Origin of the sequence: Lutispora sp. (assembly GCF_041687175.1) — a bacterium.
In the GTDB taxonomy this organism is placed as follows: Bacteria; Bacillota; Clostridia; order Lutisporales; family Lutisporaceae; genus Lutispora.
Map to the genome: position 1 here is coordinate 1 of NZ_JAWLCK010000022.1, position 24,176 is coordinate 24,176.

The window sequence follows — 24,176 nt, forward strand, 5'->3', positions numbered from 1 at the left end:
TGTACCTCCACCTCCTTGGAAATGGAACAGTGCTGTTGATTTAAAACCTACCCATATCTGGAGCACTCCAAGCTTACATCCCCATATTACTACTCCTACTTGAGGAACACATGCCAAAGTTGAATGAATTTCACCGTCTACTGTAAAGCTCATATCAAAAGATGCAGGTCTGAATATAGCATATGGTCCTACATAATATGGTAAGCCGCCCCAGCCGATAGATTTATATGCAAAACCGGCTTCAGCGTCTCCTGTAGTTACGGTTCTAACCTCTACACTTATCTTGCCATTTACTTCAAGAACCAAAAATATTCCTACAAAAGCTGCATTGCCCTTTTCTTTGCCTGCAACCTTTCCTAAATTTATATCGTAGCCATATACACACTTTTCCAAAGTATGATTAAAGATTATGTCTCCCTGCAATGTTATATCTGCTGTAGCCTTACAATCAAAAGAAAATTTAGCATCCAACTGAGAGGTTAATAGGTTAAGATCCATCGCTACATTGAGTCTTGGATTCTCTACTATAATATTGCTGCCTTCCTTTACTCTCACAGTAACTTTTAAATCGCTTTTGCTTTCTACTCCTTCTAAATCGCTGTAATATTCCTTATCTTCATCTTTCTCCAGTTTCTTTTCATCAGAAAATTCTCCTAAATTCTTAGGCGGATAGTCGAATATAATTACATTGCTTTTCAATGTGAGAATATGTTTATTACCTTGTCCTGTAACTTTTACAACATCATCCTCATATAAAACAGGTCCATCAGCCATTGCAATATAATTTTTCGGCATTCCACTTTCCGGGCTCAGCTCAAAGTCCGGATCAATATAGGCTATATTTCCTGTAGTAAGATGAATGGTCTGCTCAGGTATGCTGTAAGAACTGAATACTTCCGTAAGATCAGGAGTCGCCACTACATAAAGCTCATTTCCTCGGTCATCCTGGCCTTCATATCCCAATATTTTAAATGCATTCCCCAGGTCTTCATCAATGTAAATTTCCCCAGTTGAAGGTGCAAAGGATTCCAGATAACTCTGTGATACTGCCAAAATCTGTGAGCCTGCAGGATATTTTATACCATTTATCTTTCCAAAAGGATCTATATTTTCATTTGTCTGAGCATTTTCTTCAACCTTGAAGGTTACAAATCTGTCAAATGTCAGCTCCCTCAGCTCATATATTACTCCTGCAGGAATCCTCTTTATATTTTCCTTAATTTCATAATTGACTCCCTGAGCTTTGGCTGGTTTTTCCAAGGCTACTGCAGGTATACCTGGAGTAGTTGTTGTTGGTACCTTTGGAGTTATCTTTGGTGATGGTGGTGTTGTAGATGGCTTTATATCTAGCGGTGTTTTAAGTGGGTTTGTATCTGGCGGTGTTGTAGGTGTCTTCGTATCTTTAGATGGTTCTACTTTTGGTAATTTTGGCGATTCGCTTGCATATACTGCCGAAAGAGGGTTTAGTGCAAGCGAGAACATCATTATTAAAGACAACAATAAAGCAGTAGTTTTTTTGGATTTATACACGACCTCACTTCCTTCATATCTTTTTTTATCCTTCATGTATAGCCCTCAATGTGAATTTGACATTACTTTCATATCAATAGCTGGCTATGCAATAGATTGATTCTATTATAAAGGAATTAAATTGAAATAACTTCCAACTTATTGCAACCCTTTTAATATTATTGAACTTTCTGTAAATTTTTACTTCTTTCGCATGTAATATTTGGTATAATGTAAATAGAATAGTATGGGAAGTGATTTTATGCTGGTTAGTCTGGATCGACTGACACATCTTACAGGCGCTGTTCCTATGGATAACATTCAAAATGCAAAGTTAGTTATAGAGAATTTTTGTACTGACGATATTGCTATAGTAACTACGAATAAATCTACAAATATCTGTCATGGGACTCATTTTCATGACAGCTATGAATTCGTTATTTGTCATACTAGAGTACCTTCCGCTGTTATAGATGATAAGATATATGACAGACCCATGAATGCACTATTTGCTGTAAATCCCATGCAAGACCATGGTTTAGCCATAGATGTAAAAGGCTCTGGTCTTTGCGGTGTACATATTGACAGAGAAACTGTAGAAAGCGTTGCCTATGAAATTTACGGTTCACCTCATATAGTATTTTCAAATGAGACTTTTAAAGTTAATCATGATATAAAACTTCTTGCTAATTTGCTCTTGGAAGAACTGAAATATAAGCAAGCTGGTCATGAATTTATGGTAGAAAACCTTGCACATCTAATTATTGGTAGCCTAATGCGGAATATAAATCACAACCTTCCGTCTAGGCCACATAATAAACCTGGAGGATATAAAGAAAACATCAAAAAAGTAATAGATTATATGAATGAAAACTACACTACCAGTGTTTCATGTACAGAATTATCCAAATTGATTAAAATGGATAAATATAGATTCATACGAACCTTTAAGAGCCAGACACATAAAACACCCTATGAATATTTGCTGGATCTTAAAATAGAAAAGGCAAAGAAGATGCTGAAAGCCAAAGATTATACTATTACAGAAATAAGCATGATATGCGGCTTCTCCAGCCATAGCCATTTTACTTCCACATTTAAGAAAAAAACCGGATTATCCCCATCTGAGTATAGAATGGATCTTTAGGGACATAGGTTTTTTTGTATATTATAAGAAATATTAGGTATGCTGAGCTTTATAAGTCATAATGGTACCTAGTATGTAGATTTGCTAAACTATAAGTAAATTATATTAGGAAGTGAGTTTATGACAGTTGATATGGAAAAAGTCATAAGCCTGGCCGGTCCTATACCTTTCACTAATATTGGTAACCCAAAAGTTGTCATTGAAAATTTCTGCAGTAAAGATATGGTTGTAGTAACTACCAATAAGGCTACAAGCATAAACCATGGAATTCATGTCCATAACAGCTTTGAATTCACTATATGTCATGCCAATATACCTTCAATAGTAGCAGATAATAGAATACTAGATGGATTTGCCGGAGCTATTATAGCTTTCAACCCCATGCAGGAACACGGAGTAATGCAGGATCTGAAAGGCTTTTGCCTATGTGGTATACATGTGAATAGAAATGTTATAGAAAGTGTTGCAACTGAATTATATGGTTCTCCTAATATAGTTTTTTCAAATGATATTTCTACTGTAAACCATGATATAAATCTACTTGTTAATTTGTTTTTGGAAGAGCTTAGATACAAGCAGGTTGGTCATGAGTTTATGGTAGAAAATCTTGTACTCATTATTGTTGGTAACCTTATGCGAAATATAAAACACAGCCTACCTGCTAAGCCTCATAATAGACCACGAGGATATAAAGAAAACATTAAGAAAGTGATAGATTATATGAATGAACACTATGCTAATTCCTTTTCATGTGATGAATTATCAAGCTTGATTAATATGGATAAATTTAGATTCATACGAGCCTTTAAGAAACAGATGGATAAAACTCCTTATGAATACTTGCTGGATCTTAAAATCGAAAAGGCAAAGAAGATGCTGAAAGGCAAAGATTATTCTATTACAGAAATAAGCATGATGTGCGGTTTTTCCAGCCATAGCCATTTCACTACTATATTTAAGAAAAAAACCGGTTTATCCCCAACAGAGTATAGAATGAGTCCCTAGAAGGTCTAGGGCTTTTTTTTATGCAATTTTTTGAAAGGTAATATCAATAATTTGGAAGATATGCTGAGGCGTTGATGTTACAATATTTATGATTGTATTCATAAAATTTTGAATTTTAATTAGGAGGGAATATAATGAAGAAAAAAACACTGAGTTTCATATTAGTACTATGCTTAATCATGTCAGTTGTTTTAAGTGTGCCTGTTTTTGCTGCATCAGGTACGGTAACTTTGGATAAGACTAAATATACTGTACTTGAAGAAGCAAAGGCTACCATAACCGGATTGACTGATGGGCAGATTGATGATGGTGCATGGGTAGGAATAGCTACCGAAGGAACAAGATATCAAAATACTGACTTCAGGGCATATATAGCTGATTTACCGGTAGATAATGTCTTGAGATTTGAGGCTCCATATCACTTTGGAAATTATGAAGTAAGAGTTTTTGATGGCGACGATAATTTTATAGCATCTGCATCCTTTTCTGTAGTTGGGTCAAAAGCTAAAGAAGGAGATATAACTATCTCAAAAAAAGAAGTGCTGATACGTGAGCCTATGTCAGTAACAGTAAACGGTCTCACAGATGGCCAGATTGAAAACGGCGCTTGGTTGGGCATAGCTAAATATGATGCGAAATTAGAAAACACTGATTTCCAAAGCTATATCACTGATTTGCCAGCGAATAATACTTACCAATTTGAAGCTCCATATCACTTTGGAAGATATGAAATAAGAGTTTTCTCTTCTTACGGTCTTGATATAGAGGAATCATTTTTCGGCAAAGCTGAGTTCATTGTAACATCCAGCAAAGCAAAACCGGGAGATATAGTTCTGTCAAAAACTAACCCGGCTCCCGAAGAAGCCATGACAGTAACTGTAAATGGTCTGACTCCTGGTGAAATAGAAGAAGGCGCATGGTTGGGTATTGCAAAAATTGATGAGAAATTACAGAACACCTATCATCATTCATATATCTCAGATTTAAAGATAGGTAATGTCTATGAATTCAAAGCCCCTTCAGAACCTGGAAGGTATGAAGTAAGGGTATTTTGCAAATATGGCTTGGAGGAAGCTGAGTATGAATATGGATTATTCGGCAGGGCTGAATTCACAGTAGGCGGAGCACCAGTTGAAGAAATTGCTGCAGGAACAGATGGCTTATCAGCATGGGCCGCTCCTGAAGTAAACGAAGCTGTAGAACAAGGGCTTGTTACAGAGCAGGTTCTCTCTCAATTCCCCAAGAATATTACCCGTGAAGAATTCTGTGAGCTGGCTGTTCTTTTATATGAGAAACTAACAGGAAATAAGGCAGAACCAGGAGTAGATAATTTCACAGATACTGATAATCCTGAAGTTTTGAAAGCATTCAAGCTTGGCATAGTTCAAGGAACAAATCCAGAAATGACATTGTTCTCACCAAATTTAGAAATCACAAGAGAACAGATATCTGCTATGCTATTCAGAACACTTCAGACTGCTATGCCACAATTGGAGGCAACAGGAGAGTTCCAGGTAACTGTACTTGATGCAGATCAGATTTCACCATGGGCATTGTCCGCAGTTAAGTTCATGAATGCCAATGGCATTATAAATGGTACTCCAGCTGCTGGTGGTGCAGTTTACTTCTTACCAAAGAGCAATACAACCAGAGAAATGGCTATATCACTTGTGCTTCGTGCATTCCAGACATTCAGCCAGTTCTAGGATTAAATAAAAAAAATCTCCTCCGCCTTTGGAGGAGATTTTTTTTATTCCATTTCTACTAGCAATTCGCCTTCCTTGTCATATATGCCTTCTTCATCTATCTGGACATAGCCATCGGTGGCATCAGCAATAAAGTCCAGTAGTGTCTCCAGGAAATCCCAGCCTTCCTCTGTAATATCTTCATCAATGTCCAATGCATATATCTGCACCATATTCTTCACTATTTCTACAGCTTTTTTTTGTTCTTTGCTGTAGGGAAGCTCCTTCAATACTTCCAGAAACTCTTCCTGTTCCTCTTCAAATATTGAATCTATACCTTTTATATTTCTTTCCAGCCTGATGGGTTCGTGATTAGGATCATATTCCAGCATCAAGTATTTCCAATCTTTTTCATCAAAATCATCGTCAAATTTCCCGGGAAAAGTAGAAAATTCGTAACCAGCTTCCAGTAATTCCTCACATATAGCAAATCTCGACGGATAATCTTCAGCTAATGAAAAAACTCTAGCATAAAAGCTCAAAACATCTCCTCCCTTTATAAGGTGTGGGTATTCCTTGTCTCAGAATGTCCACAAATAGTATTTATTTAGTTACGGCTCCTTCCGAATACTTGTTATTAGGATTCCAGAGCAGATATTCATCTACACCGTTTTCCTCAAGAGCTTTAATCTGGTCAATAACCTGTTGATCTCCATATTTAATATAACCCTTTACCCATGGTGCTGTAAAGTCCTGTATCCATGGTCTTATTATGGCAGGAGTAGGTATGTTTTTATTCCTTCTGACTGAGTCTTTAGTAGAATTATATACAGTCCCATAAGGGTTTGCATCAGGTACAGGTATGCCATATGTGTGGTTGGCATAGTGGCTTGGATACATCATAGGGCATATATAGTCCACAATATTGCTGATAGCCTCCCAATACTGTCCCAGAGCCATATCATCCTCAACAGAACCTACAAGCCCGTACACATCAGCAGATATATACACATTCTTAGGAGCCAGCTGTTCTCTGGCATATTTCAAATAGTTCTGTATTGTAGCCGGTTTTGATTCTCCAGTAGTATTCCTATAGTCCAGCCTTTTATCCAATTTTCCCCCGTCAGAGGCAGGGAATCTCACATAGTCAAACTGTATTTCATTGAAGCCCACCTCAGCAGCTTCCTTTGCCACCTCAATATTATACTCCCATAAATTCCTGTCATGGGGTGAAGCCCAGACTAAGCCATCATTGTTTGTAAATGGTTTGCCTGTGTCTTTGTAGATTATTGCTTTATCCGGATTGTGAGCTGTATATAGTGGGTCTTTAAAGGATACTATTCTGGCTATTGTATATATGTTATTATCCTTCAACTTTTTCATCAGAGCTTGTATATCTTTTACGGTAGCATGCTTATTAGCTTCCGGGCTGTACTTTTCTGCTGCTTTTGTAGGGAACAACATATAGCCTTTGTCTTCTTTTACATCAATTACAAAGGTATTTATATCTGTCTTCTTCGCCATTTCAATGAGGGAATCAAGTCTGGCATTTGAAGCAGACCATATAGTTACATATATCCCCCTCACTTTGACCCTTGGATTGTTTTCGTATTCTACCACCTTTTTCTGCGGTGTGTAGTCCATATCCTTGAATTCTTCACCTATCAGATCCAACCAATTCTTAGATGCATGTTTGCCGCTTATCCAGCCTGTTTCTTCTTTGCCAGAATCATCTATGTAGCTTACTTTCAACCAGGTTTCTTCCTGTTCATCCTTCTTCTCTTCAAGCAAGGTTACCTGGCTCGCTCTAGAAAGGCTCCCTAATACTTTGGCACCTTTTGTAATGTCTTCTCTCACATTAATTTTTCTTCCTGTAATGAAGAGAGTATTTTCAGGAAAGGTTACTTCGGGTATTATTTCTTGCACAAAAACTGGTTCTTCAGGTTCTGCTGGTTCTTCAGGCTGGGATGCAGGGTCCTGAGGGTCTTCCGTTGACTCTTCTTTTGTTGACCCCATAGGGTTTGCACCTACAGAACAGCCAGTGAATATTAGTGATAATGATAGAATAACAATTAGTATAGCTAGAACATTTTTTTGATTCATAGGGCACCTCTCATCTCATATTATCTTTTTTCATTATATCACATATTTCGACTACTTTTGTGGGTAAATAGTTTCAATAATGTGGAATTAATTAGCAAGATTCTCATATATATAAAATGCAAAGCATTTTCCGTTACGAGTCACGGGTTACGAGTTACGAGTATTGAAGTATGTGCTTCGGAGCCCTGCTTAAATTCACGTGACTCGAGACAGGACCCTAAAGAAATGACAATAGGCATGCAACTCGTGACTCAGAAAAATGCTAGGCATTTTTCTGATTAGAGGAGGATAAATTATGGCTTATTGTCCACTGCGTCCATATATGAAATGTCCACTACATATGATGAATAATATTAATAGAGAAGAAACATTTGATAAAGAAGATAGAGATAATGAAGAAGAAAGACAGGCAGGGTTTTCTTTTGTCAGGTTTCTTCATGCTTCCCCAAATGCACCAGCCCTTGATATCTATATCGATAATATGAAGGCTGTATCAAATCTGACATACGCTAGCATTGCAGGCTATGCAGCATTACCTGCGACAATCCATGATATTGCGGTTTATCCGCTGGGCCAGACAGATACTCCTTTGACTCAGTTCACCATCAATCCTTCTCGGGACAGCTATCGAACAATAGTAATAGCGGGATTGTCACCAAATATTCAGTCCAGGATATATGTTGATTCTGGTGAATTGATACCTGGTAATGAAAGCCGCATAAGATTTGTTCATATGTCACCAAGAGCTCCTGCTCTAGATGTTGTAGACGAAACAGGCCGAGCATTATTTAGTGGTGTAACCTTTGGTAGAGTTGCTGAGTATATCAGTGTAGAGCCTAATATTTACACCTTAAGAGTTCTTATAGCAGGCACTCCAAATGTAGTTTTAGGTTTGCCCCAATTGACGTTCAGAGGAGGAAGAGCCTACACCATATATGCCATAGGCCTCTTGGGAGCTTCTCCACCTCTTACAGCAGTGGTGCTGGCAGATGGTCGAAGATGAGAAAACAGGCATTATCAGCTGCCTGTTTTTCTCATCTTATTGAATATAATATATGAGTATATTACGGGTACCAAGGCTGGGACCATCAATATAATAATAAATATCCATCCTAAGTTTACCCTAAGAAGTGCAAATACAGCTCCTAAGAATCCTGCTATAGTCCAAAGCAATGCAGCGAGCCTGTGGGTTTTTTTCCAAACTTCTTCACTGGCCAAAGTCCAAGGTGTTTTTATTCCAACAAAATAATTGTGTTTTACTCTTCCCATCACATTACCCATTAACATGAAAAGCAAAGATACAGCAAGCATAACCAGTCTTCCCGTGTCCACATTATAACCTAAAGCGGCAGCAATAACTATTACATGCATTCCCAGGAAGTATATGTGAAACAAGTATCTGAAATATATATACGTGCTGCTGAATAGTTTATAGTTTTCTCTCCTGGGATCTATTGATGGCAGTATTATGAAAAGTCCATACATTGCCAAATTCATTACAGGGAGCATATATGCACCTGACAGCTTTCCAGAGTACCCGTCTATTTCTCCTTTAAAATTCCAATGGGTTGGAATTCTATCTGGTAGCATAGGGTAGAAGTATATACTGATAGCAAATGCAGCTATTATCATAAGTATCAGCGGCAGCTCTTTTTTCAAATTATAATCAATCTTCTTCACCTGTTGACCCTCCCCTCTTATCAGTAAAATTAAAAAACCAGTTGATCAACTCTTGAAACACAGTGGTATTTAACGAATAGTAAATGTTTTGGCCTTTTCTTTCATCTGTTACCAGTTCAGCTTGCTTAAGTATGCTTAGATGATGGGATATACTTGGCTTTGTCATATCAAAATGATCTGCTATCTCACCTGCAGTCATATCTTTTTCCTTAAGCATTTGTATTATTTTTCGACGTGTAGGATCGGACAAGGCTTTAAAAGGCATGTTGAGCAAAGACATATTCAGGCCTCCTCCAATAAATTATATTAGATATTTAGACAATTATTTAAATATCTAATATGATTATACGACTCAATGATTCAGAAATCAATAATAATCTGATTAATTGCTGAAAACTTTATAGTGGAGTTCGTCTACACAGTCCAGAATTTTCTCTTTGAGTTCATCTCCATTTTCCACTAGGGATACAGGAACCTTAAAAGCCCTACTAAAGTTAACCTTGAAGTCTTGTATCCTTCCTCCCTTTGATAAAGCTTCAACTGCTTCTTCATAGGACATAGTAGTTTTTATTCCTTTTATACTTTCTCTGCCTGCCCATTTTTGCTTTGGAAATATATACAATGTGGATTGACCCTCTCCAATATCATGGACAGCGCAAAAGGCTATGTTGGATATTTTAAGAGTTTGCCAACTGAAAGGTCTTCTTATTACCAGTTTATTTTCGTCCATTTTGATACTTAGTATCATTCCGCTATAGGTAGGTATGCACATTAGAAGTAAAAAAACTGTAAAAAGCCATGGAAAAAATCCTCTTTCAGTAAATAATAATAATGTGAGAATCATTGCAACAAAGCAGAAAAAAACTATACCTGTAATCTTTAGGTTTCTTTTTTTGCCTTTGTATATCGTCATTATGACCCACCTTTCGTTATTTCCTATTTCTATTATATATCCCAAAGAGATATTTTTATATATATAAATTATATGCTAGAGGCATTGCTGCTTCAAATATATAGAAACAAAAAAATAACCCCCGTGTTTGGAGGCTATTTTTATATGTTTGCACCGCAGCATTTCTTATATTTCTTACCGCTGCCACAGGGACAGGGATCATTTCTACCCACTTTCTCTTCCTTTATAACAGTACCTGATAGTCTTTGCTTTTTGGTTATCTCTTTTCTTTTTTCCTCGCTGAGTATGTTGTCCCACTGCGGCAATGTATAGAGCCATTTTGCCTTAGCTGCCAACATGTTGTAGTAAAGCTCTTCTACATCTATAGCCAAGTGAACCTCTGAATCTTCTCCAAGCTCCTCAAGATTGTTGGGCTCTTTAAGGCTTGAGTTTATGCCGTCCAGAAAGCCGGTAAAGTGAAGCACATCTGTGCCATAGCTTTCGGCTAATTCTTTCACAGTGCCTTTTACTACTTCCTCAGGATTTGTAAGTAACTTCTCATATATGCCCTTCTCAATGTCAAAGTATTCTTTCCAAAACTTCTTTTGTACATTAGGGTTCTCGCCTTTATAGGCGGTTTCTCTCCAAGTTTCTAATAAGCTCATGATACGACTCCCTTGCTTTGTAATTTTACCCTAATATTATATTACAAAGAGGACTTGTTTTCAATTGTGTTATGATATTGCCTAGCCTATCTGACTTTAAATAATAAGAAACCTGTATCTTCGTCATAGACTCTACGATTTTCAACCTCATCTATCTCATGAATTATTATTTCTGCTGTAACTAAAACATCATTTCCACCATCAATGAAGTGTCCGCCAAAAACCCTCATTTTTTCATCGCTGATTAGCATATGGAGGTGTACAGATAATTCATCTGTATCCTCTAGCCCGATAATCCCCTGTCCTGCAAGTATTTCCAACGGTCCATCCAGCAAAACCGGATCGCTATATCTTATGCCCATATTTGCTTTTTCGTCATTTATTGCATATACGAATCTTGCATTTTTCAGGCTTCCTATTAAGCTGGCTATATAACCATGGCTTATGTCATATGACTTGCAGACTTCCTTAATGCCTGTCAGCAAATCAGTGTTTTTGGGTATCCTTCCTACTACAATTCTCTTGATATCCGAATCTTTAAAGTACTTTCTTACATCCATAATGCCCCTCCAGAACCCAATTAATTATTTACATTGTGTATGGCTCTATTTTTCACTGATAAAGCAGCTTCTTTAACTGATTCTGATACAGTAGGATGGGCATGTATGGTTGATATAAGCTCATCTACCGTTGCTTCCAATTTAATGGCCAAAGCCGCCTCTCCAATTATATCCGTAGCCCTTGATCCAATAATATGAACTCCCAGAACCTCACCATATTTACTATCTGCTATAACTTTTACAAAACCTGATGTTTCATTGGATATTATAGATTTACCATTGGCCATCAATGGGAAAACTCCCTTTTTATAATCTATTCCCTTTGATTTTGCCTCTTCTTCCGTCATTCCTACAGAAGCTATCTCAGGACTGGTATATATACACGAGGGTATTACCTTATAGTCCATTTTATCCTTTATGCCCATTATACTTTGTGCTGCAATAATACCCTGCTCTGATGCTACATGGGCCAGCATGTTCTTGCCAGTAATATCTCCTATGGCATAGATGCCTGTTACATTTGTTTCCATGTTGTCATCTACTGCTATAAGATTTCTTTCTGTTTTTATTCCAACTTCTTCTACATTCAAGCCTTCAAGTCTGCCTCTTCTGCCTACAGACATAAGTACTTTTTCTGATTTTAATATTATAGAACCATCTTTTGTATTCACATTGACATTTAGCATATCTCCATTTTTGCTTATAGAGGCAACCTTTGCGCTGGTATATATTTTAATATTTTTATTTTCCAAGTGAGACCTCATCAAGGAAACTATTTCACCATCTATTCTGGGGAGAATATCAGGCATCATTTCCACTATGCTAACCTCAGCACCCAGAGTATTAAACAGGTGGGCAAACTCTACTCCTATAACGCCTCCGCCTACTATGGTTATGCTTTTTGGTATTTCCTCTATGCTTAGGGCTCCCGTACTATTAATTACTCCCTCTAAATCAACCCCCGGAATTAGAGGTATGAATGGTTCGGATCCGGTAGCTATAATTGTATTATCAGTATCAATTCTTTGGATTTCACCATTTGGTTTTGCTATAGATACACTTTTTGGTGTGTTTATTTTAGCAGTTCCGTTTATGATTTCTATTTTATTGTACTGCAGTAGTATTCTTACTCCACCGACTAATTGCTTTATTACATCTGCCTTTCTTTTTTGAAGCGCCTGCCAATCTACAGAGATGTCTCCATTTATCCTCAAACCATATTCCTCCCCGGCTAATAAGTCACTGTATAATTCAGCAGTATGGAGAAGAACCTTTGTAGGAATACAACCTTCGTTAAGGCAAGTACCGCCTATATTATTTTTTTCTATGAGAGTAACCTTAGCGCCCAACTGTGCTGCTCTTATGGCAGCCACATATCCTCCTACTCCCCCGCCTATTACAACAATACTTTTCATGTCCTCACCTTCTTCTAAGTTTTATACCAATATGAGGCATGGGTTCTCCAGCATTTCTTTTACTCTGCTGAGGAATACTGCCGCTACTGCTCCATCAACCAATCGGTGATCTGCCGTAAGATTTATATTAGTCATTGCTCTTACTGTTATTTCACCTTCAAATACTACTGGCTTATCCTTTATGGTGTTAATACCCAATATGCCTACTTCCGGTTTGTTTATAATGGGTGTAAAACAATCCATTCCAAAGGAGCCTAGATTTGTTATGGTAAATGTACCACCGCTTAAGTCATCGGCTTCTAATTTGCCTTCTCTTGCTGCCTTTATCAACACTTCAGTCTCTATTGCTATTTCCTCCAAAGTCTTGCTATGAACATTTTTTAAATTAGGCACTATAAGTTCTTTACCTAGAGCTACTGCAATACCCATATTTACATAATCATGATAAAGGATAGTTTCCCCATCGAAGGATGCATTCATCTCTGGGTTCTCCATCAAAGCTTTTGCTATAGCTTTCATAAATAGATGATTATAGGAGAATTTAATTCCCTTTGATTCATAGTGTTTGTTTATTTTTCCTCTAAGTCCTTTCAGTTCTGTCACATCAACTTCCATATTGTAGGTGACTGCAGCAGTGGTCTGTGAACTATCCAGCATTCTTTCGGCTATTATTTTTCTAATCCTTGATGGTGACGCTGTTCTTTGTCTGCCCTCTGCTTGTTGCTTTGAGGGGACTTTTAACACATCCTCCTTCATAATTCGCCCAACCTTGTCAATGGATGTTAAGTCAACGCCCATCTCCATTGCCAGTTTCTTAGCCATAGGTGATGCCTTAACTGCAGCTTTATTTTTGTCCATAAACTGCTGTACATCCTTAGCTAGTATTACTCCATTTTCTCCACTGCCAACCACCAGCTTTAAGTCAATGTTATTTTCTCTGGCAATTTTCTTTGCATAGGGTGTAGCTGGTACATAGTCACCTTTATTAACCACTTGTGAAGCAGCAGGTTCTTCAATCTTTTGTTGTGCTTCACTTGAAATGTTGTCTTGGATTTCTGTATCTCCATCATCATATAGATTTGCTATATCCTCATCAGCTTTTGCTATTATTCCAACAGGAGCTCCTACAGCTGAAGTCTCTCCTTCTTTTAGAATTATCTTTCTCAGTACACCATCTTCTTCCGCTGTTATTTCATTTACAAGCTTATCCGTTGCCAATTCCAATAATATATCTCCTGATTTTACTTCTTCGCCTTCTTTTTTATGCCACTTGAATACTGTGCCTTCTGTCATTGTTAAACCTAATTTTGGTATTTTTATTACATATGCCATCAAATTTCCTCCTCTGACCAGAAACTATTTCATTTTCATCATGTTTGGAAGCCATAAAGATAATTGAGGGATATAGGTTATCAATAATAGAGATATTATTGAAGCTATAACAAAAGGTATTACTTTTCTGGATATATCCTTCAAACTTACCTTTGAGATTCCGCAGGCCACATATAGATTCACACCAACAGGAGGCGTTACTTGTCCTATAGCTAAATTCATAGTCATTACAATGCCAAAGGCTATAGGGTCATATCCTAATTGCAAAGCTACCGGCAACATAATCGGTACGAATATATATAAGGCTGATACAGCATCTATAAAACACCCTGCAATCAATAACACAATATTTATTATCAATAGGAACAAATATTGACTGTTGGATATCTGGAGAAGATAGTTGCTTACCATAGCAGCTACTCCCTGGGTTGTCACTATCCATGCAAAAAGACTAGCACATGCAACTATTATCATAACAACCGCAGATTGTACTGCTGATTCTACCAATATTTCATAAAGATTTTTAAGATTAACCTCCCTATATATGAATACTCCTACTACTATGCCGTATACTGCAGAAACTGCAGCAGCTTCTGTAGGAGTGAAAAAGCCTCCGTATATACCTCCCAAAATTATAACAGGCATCAAAAGACCCCAGACTGCTTCTTTAAAGGCTGCCCATACTTCCCTAGTTGATGCCTTTTCCTGCTGTACTATATCTAGCCTCCTAACCAATATGATACATGCAATGATTAAGGCTGTGCCCATCAATATGCCTGGCATTATCCCTGCTACAAAAGTTTTACCAATTGATACTCCCGCAATAGCTCCATATACTACATAAGCTATACTTGGGGGTATGATGATACCAATTGCACCTGCAGTAGCCATAAGAGCTGAAGACATTCCGTCATTATATCCTGCTTTTATCATAGCAGGAATAATTATTACACCCAATGCAGCCACAGTAGCTGGTCCTGAACCGGATATGGCAGCAAAAAAGCAAGATGTAATAACACATACTATTGCAAGTCCTGCCTTTTTATGTCCAACAGCTTTATTGGCAAGGTTAATCAACCTCTCAGATATACCTGCTTTTTCCATTACATTACCAGCGAGAACGAAAAAGGGTATAGCAAGCAAAGTGAATTTGCCTATGCTGGAATAAACATTAATAGGCAGCATTATCATTGGGGTTTCTGCCGCAAGCATAGCTATTATGGATGAAATTCCAAGGCTTAAAGCAATAGGTACATTTAAGAATAATAGTATTGCAAATACTAAAAATAACAAACCTGCTACTGACATCTCTCATCCTCCTTGGCTCTGAAAGATTTTAGCCCAAACTCGATAAATCTGATGAGTATCATAAGCCCGCCTACAGGAATAGCAAGACCAAATATCCATTCTGGCCAGCCTAAGGATGGTGTGGTTTGACCTGATTTAACTTCTGATATTACCATATCTATGCCATACCTTATAAGGAAATAAGAGAAAAACACTGCACATATTGTGCTGAAAGCTGTTACATACTTTTGGTATTTCTTCGGTATTAAGTCAGTGAATATGCTAAGTCCTAGATGCGCACCTTTTCGTGCGGCAGCTGCAGTTCCTAATAAGCTTATCAATATAAACATAGCGGTAGTTATTTCCTCCAGAAAAGACATGGAAAGGTGCAGGAACTTCCTGGATACCACATTTATAACTGTTATAAATGTCATTATGAAAAGTGCTCCAGCCATTATATGGTTTTCAAAATTGCTAAAAAACTTTTTCATATATTAAAACTCCTTTATCTTTTTTAAAGGATAAGTCCTGCGAATCAGATACAGGACTTATCCTAATATCAAGACATATTAGTTTTGATTATCTGAATGCATCTAGTAGTTCCTTTCCTATTTTTTCTTCGTATTCATCATATACGGATTGAACCTTTTCTCTGAAGGCAGCTATCTCTTCAGGTGTCAATACAGTAATCTTCATACCTATTTGCTTAAAGTTTTCGAGATGCTTTGCTTCCAACTCTCTGTTCAGCTTCACTTGATAAGCCATTGCTTCAACAGCAGATTCCTGGAATATCTTCTGAGTTTCAGCATCTAAGCTGTCGAATTTTGCTTTGTTCATGCCTAATATTATTGTGTCATAGGAATAGTTCCATATGGTCAAATAATCCTGTATCTCATGAATCTTTGCAGATTGAATTGTATCTAGAGGATTTTCATGTCCATCAACAGTCTTCTGCTGCAATGCAGTAAACACTTCAGACCAGTTCATTGTTATTGGATCGGTTTCTAATGCTGTAAACAGGGAAATATACATTTTCATACCCGGTATTCTGATCTTCATATTCTTTATATCTTCAGGGGTTCTTACTTCTTTTTTGCTGTTGGTAAGTTGCCTGAATCCGTTTTCACCAAAGCCTAAGCCTACGATTCCATTATTCAATAAAAGCTTCTTTAATGCTTCTCCGCCTTCTCCATGAATCTTCTCATCTACAGTTTCATTATCAGGCATGAGCCATGGTAAGCTTACTACACTGAATTTTTCGTCCATTACTGAATATATAATGTTAGAATGCAAGCTCAAATCCATTGCTCCGGCTTTTAATAGCTCTATAGATTTTGCCTGGTTGCCTCCGGATAACTGCTCATTTGGATATACTTTTATATCATATTTTCCATTGGTTCTTTCCTTTACCAATTCAGCAAACTTAAGTGCACCTTGATACCAACTGGAAGTTTCAGATGATGTTATACCCATTTTTAATTCAATGGGTTTTTCAGCCTTTGCATCCCCAGATGAAGAAGCGGCTGGTTGTTCAGCGGGCTTAGCACATCCGGTCAAAATTATAATTAGTGATAATATCAGTGACAAAATTTTAATAGTTCTTTTTCTCATTTTTCTCCCTCCAAAATTATAATTTAAAACATTTTTCTGATACCCTTTGCAATATCCTCCCCATACACCTTATAAGCATCTTCCAATGTTGGGGCGAAGGGCACAGGAGTGAATGGGGCTCCAAATCTCAACACTGGAGCATCTAAGTACCCTATTGCTTCCTCTGCAGCCATAGCTGCTATCTCAGCGCCGACACCGAAGGATTTAACTGCTTCATGAGCTATAGCCAATCTGTGAGTTTTCTTCACTGATTCCAATATGGTTTCCTTGTCTATTGGTGAAATGGTTCTCAAGTCTATTACTTCCACTGATATTCCGTCTTTTTCCAATATATCCGCAGCCTTTAGTACCTGCTGAATCATTATAGAGTAGGATACTACGGTAACATCTTTTCCTTCCCTAATCACATTTGCTTTTCCAATGGGAACTAGATGTTCTCCTTCAGGCACCGGACCTTTTTGCTTATACAATATCTTGTTTTCAAAGTAGATTATTGGATTATCATCTCTTATGGCAGATTTTAAGAGTCCCTTTGCATCTGCCGGATTTGAAGGTGCTACTACTTTTATGCCAGGAATATGAGCAAACCAAGCTTCTACTGATTGAGAATGCTGAGCTGCAGCCCTGGAGGCAATTCCATCAGGAGCTCTTACAACAACCGGCACTGTAGTTTGTCCACCAAACATATACCTGATTTTTGCCATTTGGTTAAATATTTCATCCATGCATACTCCGATAAAATCTGCAAAGTGCATATCTGCAACAGGTCTCATACCTGCCAATGCTGCTCCTACGGCAGCTCCTATTATTGCTGTTTCAGATATAGGTGTATCCAATACTCTGTCAGTTCCAAACTTATCCGGAAGTCCTTTAAATTGTCCGAATATGCCTCCCTGTCTTGCGATATCTTCTCCCATTACAAATACTCTGCTGTCTCTTTCCATTTCCTCTGACATTGCTTCAAGGGTTGCCTGTGAAAATGTGATCTCTCTCATCTCAATTCCTCCTAAACATATAAATCTGTGTAGAGCTCTGATGGTTCAGGATAGGGGCTTTGCCTTGCAAACTCCACAGCTTCTTCAATTGCTTTGAGAACTTTCTGCTCTACCTGATTTAAATCTGACTTAGTTAGCAATCCTTGAGACAAGACTTTCTTCTCAAAATTCTTTATTGGATCATTCTTCTCAAATCTTGAATTTACTTCTTCCTTAGTTCTGTACATTTCCGGATCCCCTACAAAGTGACCTTTGATTCTATAAGTCTTGCATTCTATAAGAGTAGGTCCGCCTCCCTGCCTTGCCCTTTCCACAGCTCCTTTAACTGTTTCGTATACCTTGAAAACATCATTTCCATCTATGGTAATACCAGGCATATCATATCCTACTGCTCTATCAGATATATTCTTCACAGATGTCAATGTGTGGGTGGGTGTTGTAGATGCCCATTCATTATTTTCATTTAAAAATATTACGGGAAGCTTCCATACCGATGCCAAATTAGCTGCCTCGTGAAAAGTTCCTCTATTTGATGCCCCGTCTCCGAAAAATACAACTGCTACATTGTCCGTTCCCTTCATCTTGTTTGCAAGAGCAGCACCGACGGCTAAGTTAAAGCCTCCTCCTACTACTCCATTAGCGCCTAACATGCCTACTTTGAAATCTGCTATATGCATGGATCCGCCTTTGCCTTTGCACAGTCCCGTTGACTTGCCAAAAATTTCAGCCATGGCGCCATTCAAGTCCGCCCCCTTTGCCAAGGTATGACCATGCCCTCTGTGGGTGCTTTCTATATAGTCATCTTTTCTTAAATTGGCACATACTCCTGTTGCTATTGCTTCTTCACCTATATATAGATGTACAAAGCCTGGAATTTCACCTGCAAGAAATAACTTCTCAACTTTTTCTTCAAAAAACCTGATTTTGACCATGGTTTCATAGAAGTCAAGAAGTTGTTCTCTAGTGTAGTCCATCAAAATACATACCCCCTATAAACTTTCTTAGCTATTAAAACCGGTATAAAAACGCATAATGCAATCTTTGTGCCACATTATTCCGAATTTTCTATATTTAATTATAAATTTATTTGCTTTGTTAAAAAAACAATAAAATTAACCTAAGAATCTCATAACTACATTGCTTTAAAACATTTTTTGAATTGCTCTTTTATATGCTTAAAAGTCAAACAGTATCGAAGCATTATGCTAGAAATGAGTAAGATGTGTAAATTTTGAACAAAAAAAATGCTCAAAAAATTAGCATTGCTAATTTTTTGAGCATTTTGCTAACCTACTTATATTCTATATTATACTTCTTCATTTTGTTATAAACTGTATTGCGTGTTATATTCAACAAGTTTGCTGCATTAGATATATTACCGCTGGTAATATGTAATGCTTTTTCAATTACTCTTTTTTCTATTATATCTAAGGGTTCAATCTTAAAATAATCATTTTTCATATCGTCATCCTGAATCTTTCCACAATCCAGTATTTCTCTCGGAAGTTCATATTTTGTTATGAATTCTCCATTAGAAATGTTTATGGCTCTTTCTATTATGTTTTCCAATTCTCTAATGTTGCCTGGCCAATTGTATTGCTTAAGTATTTTCAAAGCTTCTTCCGTTATACCTATAACTCTCTTATCCAACTTGCTGCTCAGTTTATTTATGAAAAAGGGTACCAACTCATCTATGTCTGATTTTCTGTCTCTCAAGGGAGGAAGATTAATATTCAATACATTTATTCTATAGTATAAGTCCTTCCTGAATTGCCCTAATTCACTGTATTTCAGCAAATTCTTATTAGTTGCGGTAATCAATCTCACATCAATGTCAAAGGTAATATTACCTCCTATTCTGGTAATCTTTCTCTCCTGTATAACCCTCAATAGCTTTACCTGCATATCCAATGGCATATCCCCTATTTCGTCGAGAAACAGAGTTCCTCCATCAGCAAGCTCAAATTTTCCTACGCGCCCTTTTTTTGAGGCTCCTGTAAAGGCTCCCGGTTCATATCCAAAAAGCTCACTTTCTAAAAGCTCTCTGGGTATTGCACCACAGTTTACTGAGATAAAGGGCTTATCCCTACGGCTGCTGGCATTATGAATGGAATGAGCTATTATCTCTTTGCCCGTTCCGCTTTCACCGTATATTAATACATTAGAAGTACTATTAGATGCAATCTTTGCCAACCTTATGCATTCAGCTAAGTTTTTGCTGCTTCCTATAATATCGTCAAAACAATAATTAGCATAGGAACCCATGAAGTTGTTTACAAAATTTTTCACCGTCTTTATTTTTTTGAAACTATCCACAACTCCTATAAGATTACCTTCATCATCCCTTATAGGTATTGCAGTCTTTATAAATCTTATCTTTTCTCCTAATGAAGTAGTGACTATAATATCCTTATCAACATACCCTTTGCCTGTTTCTAAAACTTCCAGTATAACAGGTTTGAAGTCCACCAGTTCCGTTACATGTTTACCTATAGGATTCTTATGTTTCAAACCCAGCATTTCTATTCCAATCTGATTTATATATGTAAGGTATCCGTCCTTATCCACAATAAGCAAACCGTCAGTTATGGAGTTAACTATTGCATTATTACATTGATTTCTGTAAAGTAACTCATTTTTATTGTTCTCCATTTCTACCATAGCAGATATAGCTTTAGATGCAGCCATTGCCATTGGTAATGTATGAATATTCATATGCTCAGGCTCGCATATAATAGTAATTGTTCCTATAACTTTATCCCCAAGATTTACTGGTGTAGTTATGAAAGATATATTAATCTCTCTTCCATCATGGTCAGTGTAGTATACTTCATTTGGCTTATTATATATTGTTGGCGAGATATACTTGTCATCAATCTTGTCTCCAATTATATAGCTAAGGACAGATTCAAGCTTCATAGAATTCATATTCTTAATAACTTCAATTATGCATCCTTCAGAATCTGTAAACAGAACAAACACTGGCTCGTCTGCAAGAGAAAACAATTCTTTCATAAAAGGTCTTGCATGCTTTAGTAATTGATGATTAATAACATGTCTTTCATCTGTTTTTTTCAAACTGCAAATTCTGCTAATAACCTCCTCAACCACTACGACCACCCTTTATCTTAATTTTCTATATATTTTGATAATACTAAATTGTATTTTTATTCTAATATACTAAATATTATTTTACAAGTTCGTTTTGTATATCAATCATCATTATATTGGATTTTCCTTCATACTTTTGAGAAAACCAGTGATTCAGAAGCTTGTGAAGGCTGTCACAATAGCAACAAGATAGATAAGGATCTGCTGGCAGATTGATTTATGAAACAGTAGATAATAAAGAAGCTATTAGTGATTTCCTAAGAAATGATAAAATCATTATGGGTAAAGGAAGTAGAAATCAGGGGGCAGAAAACATTAGGAGTTAAAATCCTCTGACTAATATTACCTGCCCCCTCATAATATCTTTGAATCTTATTTAAGCTTTTTAATATTATTAGATTCCTTAAATCTTGGTTTTATTATATCATTAATCTTCATTATTTAAGCAATCCAATGCAGCTGCGCACATAGTTTTTATTCCTATAGGTATAGCCTTTTCATCCACCACAAAATTTGGATTGTGGATGACGCATTTGTCCTTATTAATATCAGTTCTTATACCAAGCCAATAAAATACAGAAGGTACATATTTAGCAAACTCGGAAAAATCCTCTCCACCTGAGGCAGGTCTTTGTGCTGTTATTACATTATCCTCGCCCAGCACCTTTATGAAGCTGTTTTTTACTTCTTCTGTCAATACATCATCGTTTATGGTGAGGGGGTAACCGTTAACATATTGGAATTCGTGCTCACAGCCAAAGGCATTGCATACATTTGCCACTATCTCTTTAATCATATCAGGTATTACAGTGGCTACTTTTGCATCGAAAAGCCTTACTGTTCCTTCCATGCTAACTGTATCTGCTATCACATTATATCTGCTGCCTCCATTTATTTTACCTATTGAGACAACAGCGCTATCCATAGGATCGATTTTTCTGCTTACTATAGTCTGCAATGCCGTTATTACATGGGCTGCAGCTATTATAGCATCTATACCCTCATGAGGTTGAGCTCCATGAGAACTCTTGCCTTTTATTGTAATAAAAATTCTATCGGATTGAGCCATTATTGGTCCGGATTTCAATGCCACCTGCCCTAAGGGCAGATCCCATACATGAAGTGCGAGAGCTGCATCTACCTTTGGATTTTCCAATACACCGTCTTCTATCATATATCTTGCTCCGCCAGTGGGATTGCATTCTTCTGCAGGCTGGAAAACAAGCTTGATATTCCCCTTTATCTCATCCCTGAGCTCCGATAAAACCATTGCTGTGCCCAATAATATTGAGGTATGAACATCATGTCCACAGGCGTGCATTTTTCCAGGAACCTTTGATTTATACTCCAAATCCGTAAGCTCATCAATAGGCAATGCATCCATATCCGCCCTGAGGAGTATGGTTTTCCCTGATGCTCTGCCTTTAATAAGTCCTACAACACCTGTTCCTCCTATATTTTTTTGAGTTTCAATGCCCAGTTTCTCCAATTCCTCTGCAACTTTAGCAGATGTTCTGAATTCTTCCATTCCTAATTCCGGGTATTCATGTATGTCCCTTCTAATGGCTATTACTTTATCAATATTCTTTTTTATTAAAGCATCCAATCTATCAATCATAATATTATAAAAGCAATCCTCCTCCAGGTCCCAGAGGCAATCCTGCAACGAACCATATAATTCCCAAAACCATCCATACCAGTAACATTATCATGCTGTAAGGGATCATAAGGGATAAAACAGTGCCTACGCCTGCTTCCTCATCATATTCAGCAAAAAGACCTAGAATTATTGGAAAGTAAGGGAATAGAGGTGAGATAATATTAGTTGTTGAATCTCCTATTCTATATAGCATCTGTGTCAAAGCTGGATTATAGCCTAGCAGATAAAACATTGGAACAAATATGGGTGCTAATAGTGCCCATTTAGCAGAACCACTACCTATAAAAAGATTAACAAATGTGGTGAATAATATGAATGAAACGAATAGAGGTATTCCTGTGAATCCAGCTGCTTTCAGAGCATCTGCTCCATTGACTGCCAAAATGTATCCCAGATTGCTCCAATTGAAATATGCTATAAACTGACCTATTATAAATGCTAAAACTATAAAGGGAGCCATATCCTTAATAGCTAAGTTCATATATTTTGGTATATCTCCACTTTTCTTTATTTTCCCCATTGCTTTACCATAAGGAATAGCTGCAACAAGGAACAATATGAGTAATAGAGGTATAATGCCTGACATCAATGTTGAACCGCTAATCAGCGAACCAGTTGTAGGATTCCTTAGGAAACTATTTTTAGGTGCCGCAAGAGCTACTAAGATTGCAAGGTAGATCAGCACAGCAATTCCAGACTTCTTTAATGCTTTGTTTTCTTCTGGTGATAGTTTCTCTTCTTCTATCTGCTTTTTGCCTGTATACTTACCCAGCCTTGGTTCAATTATTTTTTCTGTTATCCATGTAATTATAATGGCTAGTATAATAGTGGAAAAGGCCATAAAGTACCAATTAGCTGTCACAGGAATTTCTATACCATTTACAATTTTTGATGCCTCATTTGTTATTCCTGAAAGCAAGCCGTCAGTACCTGCTATTATCAAGTTGGCACTAAATCCTGCAGTAGTTGATGCATAACCTAAGGCTATGCCAGCCAAGGGATGTCTTCCCAGCGACAAAAATATCATGGCTGCAATAGCCGGAACAATAACTATAGCCGCATCTGAGGCTATATTGCCACATACACCTATCACAGCTATAATAAAGGTTACTATTTTGGGCGAAGCTCCTAATATGGTCTTTCTCATAAATGCTGACATGAGACCTATTCTTTCAGCAAGCCCTATACCTAAAGCCATGGTCAGAACTAATCCTAAAGGAGCAAAGCCTGTAAAGTTTTTTATAACGTTGGTCAATGCAAAAGTAACTCCCTCTCCTGACAGCAGATTTTTCGCTATAACTTCTTCTCCTTTAACAGGATCTATTACCTTTACTCCGGCCTTTGCACATATAAAGGATATGATCCAGATGATAAGGATTAGCCACAGGAAGAGTATAAATGGATGGGGTATCTTATTTCCTACCCTTTCAACCCAGCCCAGGAAGCCTCCGGTTTTTTGTTTTTGCCCAGTATTGGTGTTGACTTTCATATGAATCCCCCTTTTTATTTTTTTTAACAA

The 24,176-nt window shown here is 37.2% G+C and carries 21 protein-coding genes and 1 pseudogene; 4 read left to right on the forward strand and 18 right to left on the reverse strand.

All coding sequences use genetic code 11. The annotated features are described in order from the left end of the window. A pseudogene (locus ACESM9_RS05360) lies at positions 1-1,566 on the reverse strand (hypothetical protein); the annotation flags it as partial. A 190-nt stretch (positions 1,567-1,756) separates the two neighbouring features. Here ACESM9_RS05360 and ACESM9_RS05365 point away from each other — a divergent pair. From ACESM9_RS05365 to ACESM9_RS05375, 3 genes are all read left to right on the forward strand, one after another. Next, complete coding sequence (locus ACESM9_RS05365; protein WP_372996056.1) at positions 1,757-2,656, forward strand: helix-turn-helix domain-containing protein; 900 nt, start codon at positions 1,757-1,759, stop codon at positions 2,654-2,656. Positions 2,657-2,776: 120 nt separating this feature from the next. Next, a complete protein-coding gene (locus tag ACESM9_RS05370; RefSeq protein ID WP_372996059.1) occupies positions 2,777-3,661 on the forward strand; it encodes a helix-turn-helix domain-containing protein in 885 nt (294 codons plus the stop codon). A 134-nt stretch (positions 3,662-3,795) separates the two neighbouring features. Continuing rightward, on the forward strand, positions 3,796-5,367 hold the full coding sequence (locus tag ACESM9_RS05375; protein ID WP_372996061.1) for an S-layer homology domain-containing protein: 1,572 nt from the start codon (positions 3,796-3,798) through the stop codon (positions 5,365-5,367). Positions 5,368-5,411: 44 nt separating this feature from the next. On the opposite strand, the gene ACESM9_RS05380 is transcribed toward ACESM9_RS05375, so the two are convergent. Beyond that, on the reverse strand, positions 5,412-5,888 hold the full coding sequence (locus ACESM9_RS05380) for a hypothetical protein (RefSeq protein WP_372996063.1): 477 nt from the start codon (positions 5,886-5,888) through the stop codon (positions 5,412-5,414). Positions 5,889-5,949: 61 nt separating this feature from the next. After that, positions 5,950-7,449 carry a putative glycoside hydrolase gene (locus ACESM9_RS05385; RefSeq protein ID WP_372996065.1) on the reverse strand — a complete coding sequence of 500 codons (1,500 nt, stop codon included), beginning with the start codon at positions 7,447-7,449 and terminating at the stop codon, positions 5,950-5,952. Positions 7,450-7,744: 295 nt separating this feature from the next. Between ACESM9_RS05385 and ACESM9_RS05390 the strand changes: the two genes are divergently transcribed. After that, entirely contained in the window at positions 7,745-8,452 is a 708-nt protein-coding gene (locus ACESM9_RS05390) for a DUF4397 domain-containing protein (protein ID WP_372996067.1), read from the forward strand. A 14-nt stretch (positions 8,453-8,466) separates the two neighbouring features. Here the strand turns inward: ACESM9_RS05390 and ACESM9_RS05395 are convergent, their stop codons facing one another. From ACESM9_RS05395 to ACESM9_RS05465, 15 genes are all read right to left on the reverse strand, one after another. Beyond that, the gene (locus tag ACESM9_RS05395) at positions 8,467-9,129 is read right to left on the reverse strand and encodes an SdpI family protein (protein WP_372996069.1); all 663 of its coding nucleotides are present in this window, start codon (positions 9,127-9,129) and stop codon (positions 8,467-8,469) included. Continuing rightward, positions 9,116-9,409, reverse strand: coding sequence for an autorepressor SdpR family transcription factor (locus ACESM9_RS05400; protein WP_372996071.1), 294 nt, complete (start codon positions 9,407-9,409; stop codon positions 9,116-9,118). The genes ACESM9_RS05395 and ACESM9_RS05400 overlap by 14 nt, the downstream gene beginning before the upstream one ends. 102 nt (positions 9,410-9,511) lie before the next feature. Beyond that, positions 9,512-10,042 carry a hypothetical protein gene (locus tag ACESM9_RS05405; protein ID WP_372996072.1) on the reverse strand — a complete coding sequence of 177 codons (531 nt, stop codon included), beginning with the start codon at positions 10,040-10,042 and terminating at the stop codon, positions 9,512-9,514. 140 nt (positions 10,043-10,182) lie between these two features. Further along, positions 10,183-10,686, reverse strand: a complete 504-nt coding sequence (locus tag ACESM9_RS05410; RefSeq protein WP_372996074.1) for an SEC-C metal-binding domain-containing protein — start codon at positions 10,684-10,686, stop codon at positions 10,183-10,185. Between the two features lie 86 nt (positions 10,687-10,772). Further along, positions 10,773-11,246, reverse strand: a complete 474-nt coding sequence (locus ACESM9_RS05415) for a PPC domain-containing DNA-binding protein (protein ID WP_372996076.1) — start codon at positions 11,244-11,246, stop codon at positions 10,773-10,775. Positions 11,247-11,266: 20 nt separating this feature from the next. Beyond that, entirely contained in the window at positions 11,267-12,661 is a 1,395-nt protein-coding gene (lpdA, locus tag ACESM9_RS05420) for a dihydrolipoyl dehydrogenase (protein WP_372996078.1), read from the reverse strand. A 21-nt stretch (positions 12,662-12,682) separates the two neighbouring features. Then, positions 12,683-13,993, reverse strand: a complete 1,311-nt coding sequence (locus ACESM9_RS05425; RefSeq protein WP_372996080.1) for a dihydrolipoamide acetyltransferase family protein — start codon at positions 13,991-13,993, stop codon at positions 12,683-12,685. Positions 13,994-14,017: 24 nt separating this feature from the next. Then, positions 14,018-15,301 (reverse strand): TRAP transporter large permease, encoded by a 1,284-nt coding sequence (locus tag ACESM9_RS05430; RefSeq protein ID WP_372996082.1) that lies wholly within the window; start codon positions 15,299-15,301, stop codon positions 14,018-14,020. Next, positions 15,292-15,771, reverse strand: a complete 480-nt coding sequence (locus ACESM9_RS05435) for a TRAP transporter small permease (RefSeq protein ID WP_372996084.1) — start codon at positions 15,769-15,771, stop codon at positions 15,292-15,294. The genes ACESM9_RS05430 and ACESM9_RS05435 overlap by 10 nt, the downstream gene beginning before the upstream one ends. 88 nt (positions 15,772-15,859) lie before the next feature. Then, positions 15,860-16,891: a DctP family TRAP transporter solute-binding subunit gene (locus ACESM9_RS05440; RefSeq protein ID WP_372996086.1), complete on the reverse strand. Its 1,032-nt coding sequence runs from the start codon at positions 16,889-16,891 to the stop codon at positions 15,860-15,862. Between the two features lie 23 nt (positions 16,892-16,914). Next, positions 16,915-17,886, reverse strand: a complete 972-nt coding sequence (locus ACESM9_RS05445) for an alpha-ketoacid dehydrogenase subunit beta (RefSeq protein WP_372996088.1) — start codon at positions 17,884-17,886, stop codon at positions 16,915-16,917. An 11-nt stretch (positions 17,887-17,897) separates the two neighbouring features. Beyond that, positions 17,898-18,860: a thiamine pyrophosphate-dependent dehydrogenase E1 component subunit alpha gene (locus ACESM9_RS05450; RefSeq protein WP_372996090.1), complete on the reverse strand. Its 963-nt coding sequence runs from the start codon at positions 18,858-18,860 to the stop codon at positions 17,898-17,900. A gap of 316 nt (positions 18,861-19,176) precedes the next feature. Further along, positions 19,177-20,964, reverse strand: a complete 1,788-nt coding sequence (locus ACESM9_RS05455) for a sigma 54-interacting transcriptional regulator (RefSeq protein WP_372996092.1) — start codon at positions 20,962-20,964, stop codon at positions 19,177-19,179. Positions 20,965-21,424: 460 nt separating this feature from the next. Then, a complete protein-coding gene (locus tag ACESM9_RS05460; RefSeq protein WP_372996094.1) occupies positions 21,425-22,615 on the reverse strand; it encodes a M20 family metallopeptidase in 1,191 nt (396 codons plus the stop codon). Positions 22,616-22,619: 4 nt separating this feature from the next. Then, a complete protein-coding gene (locus tag ACESM9_RS05465) occupies positions 22,620-24,146 on the reverse strand; it encodes an AbgT family transporter (protein WP_372996096.1) in 1,527 nt (508 codons plus the stop codon). Between the last annotated feature and the right edge of the window lie 30 nt (positions 24,147-24,176).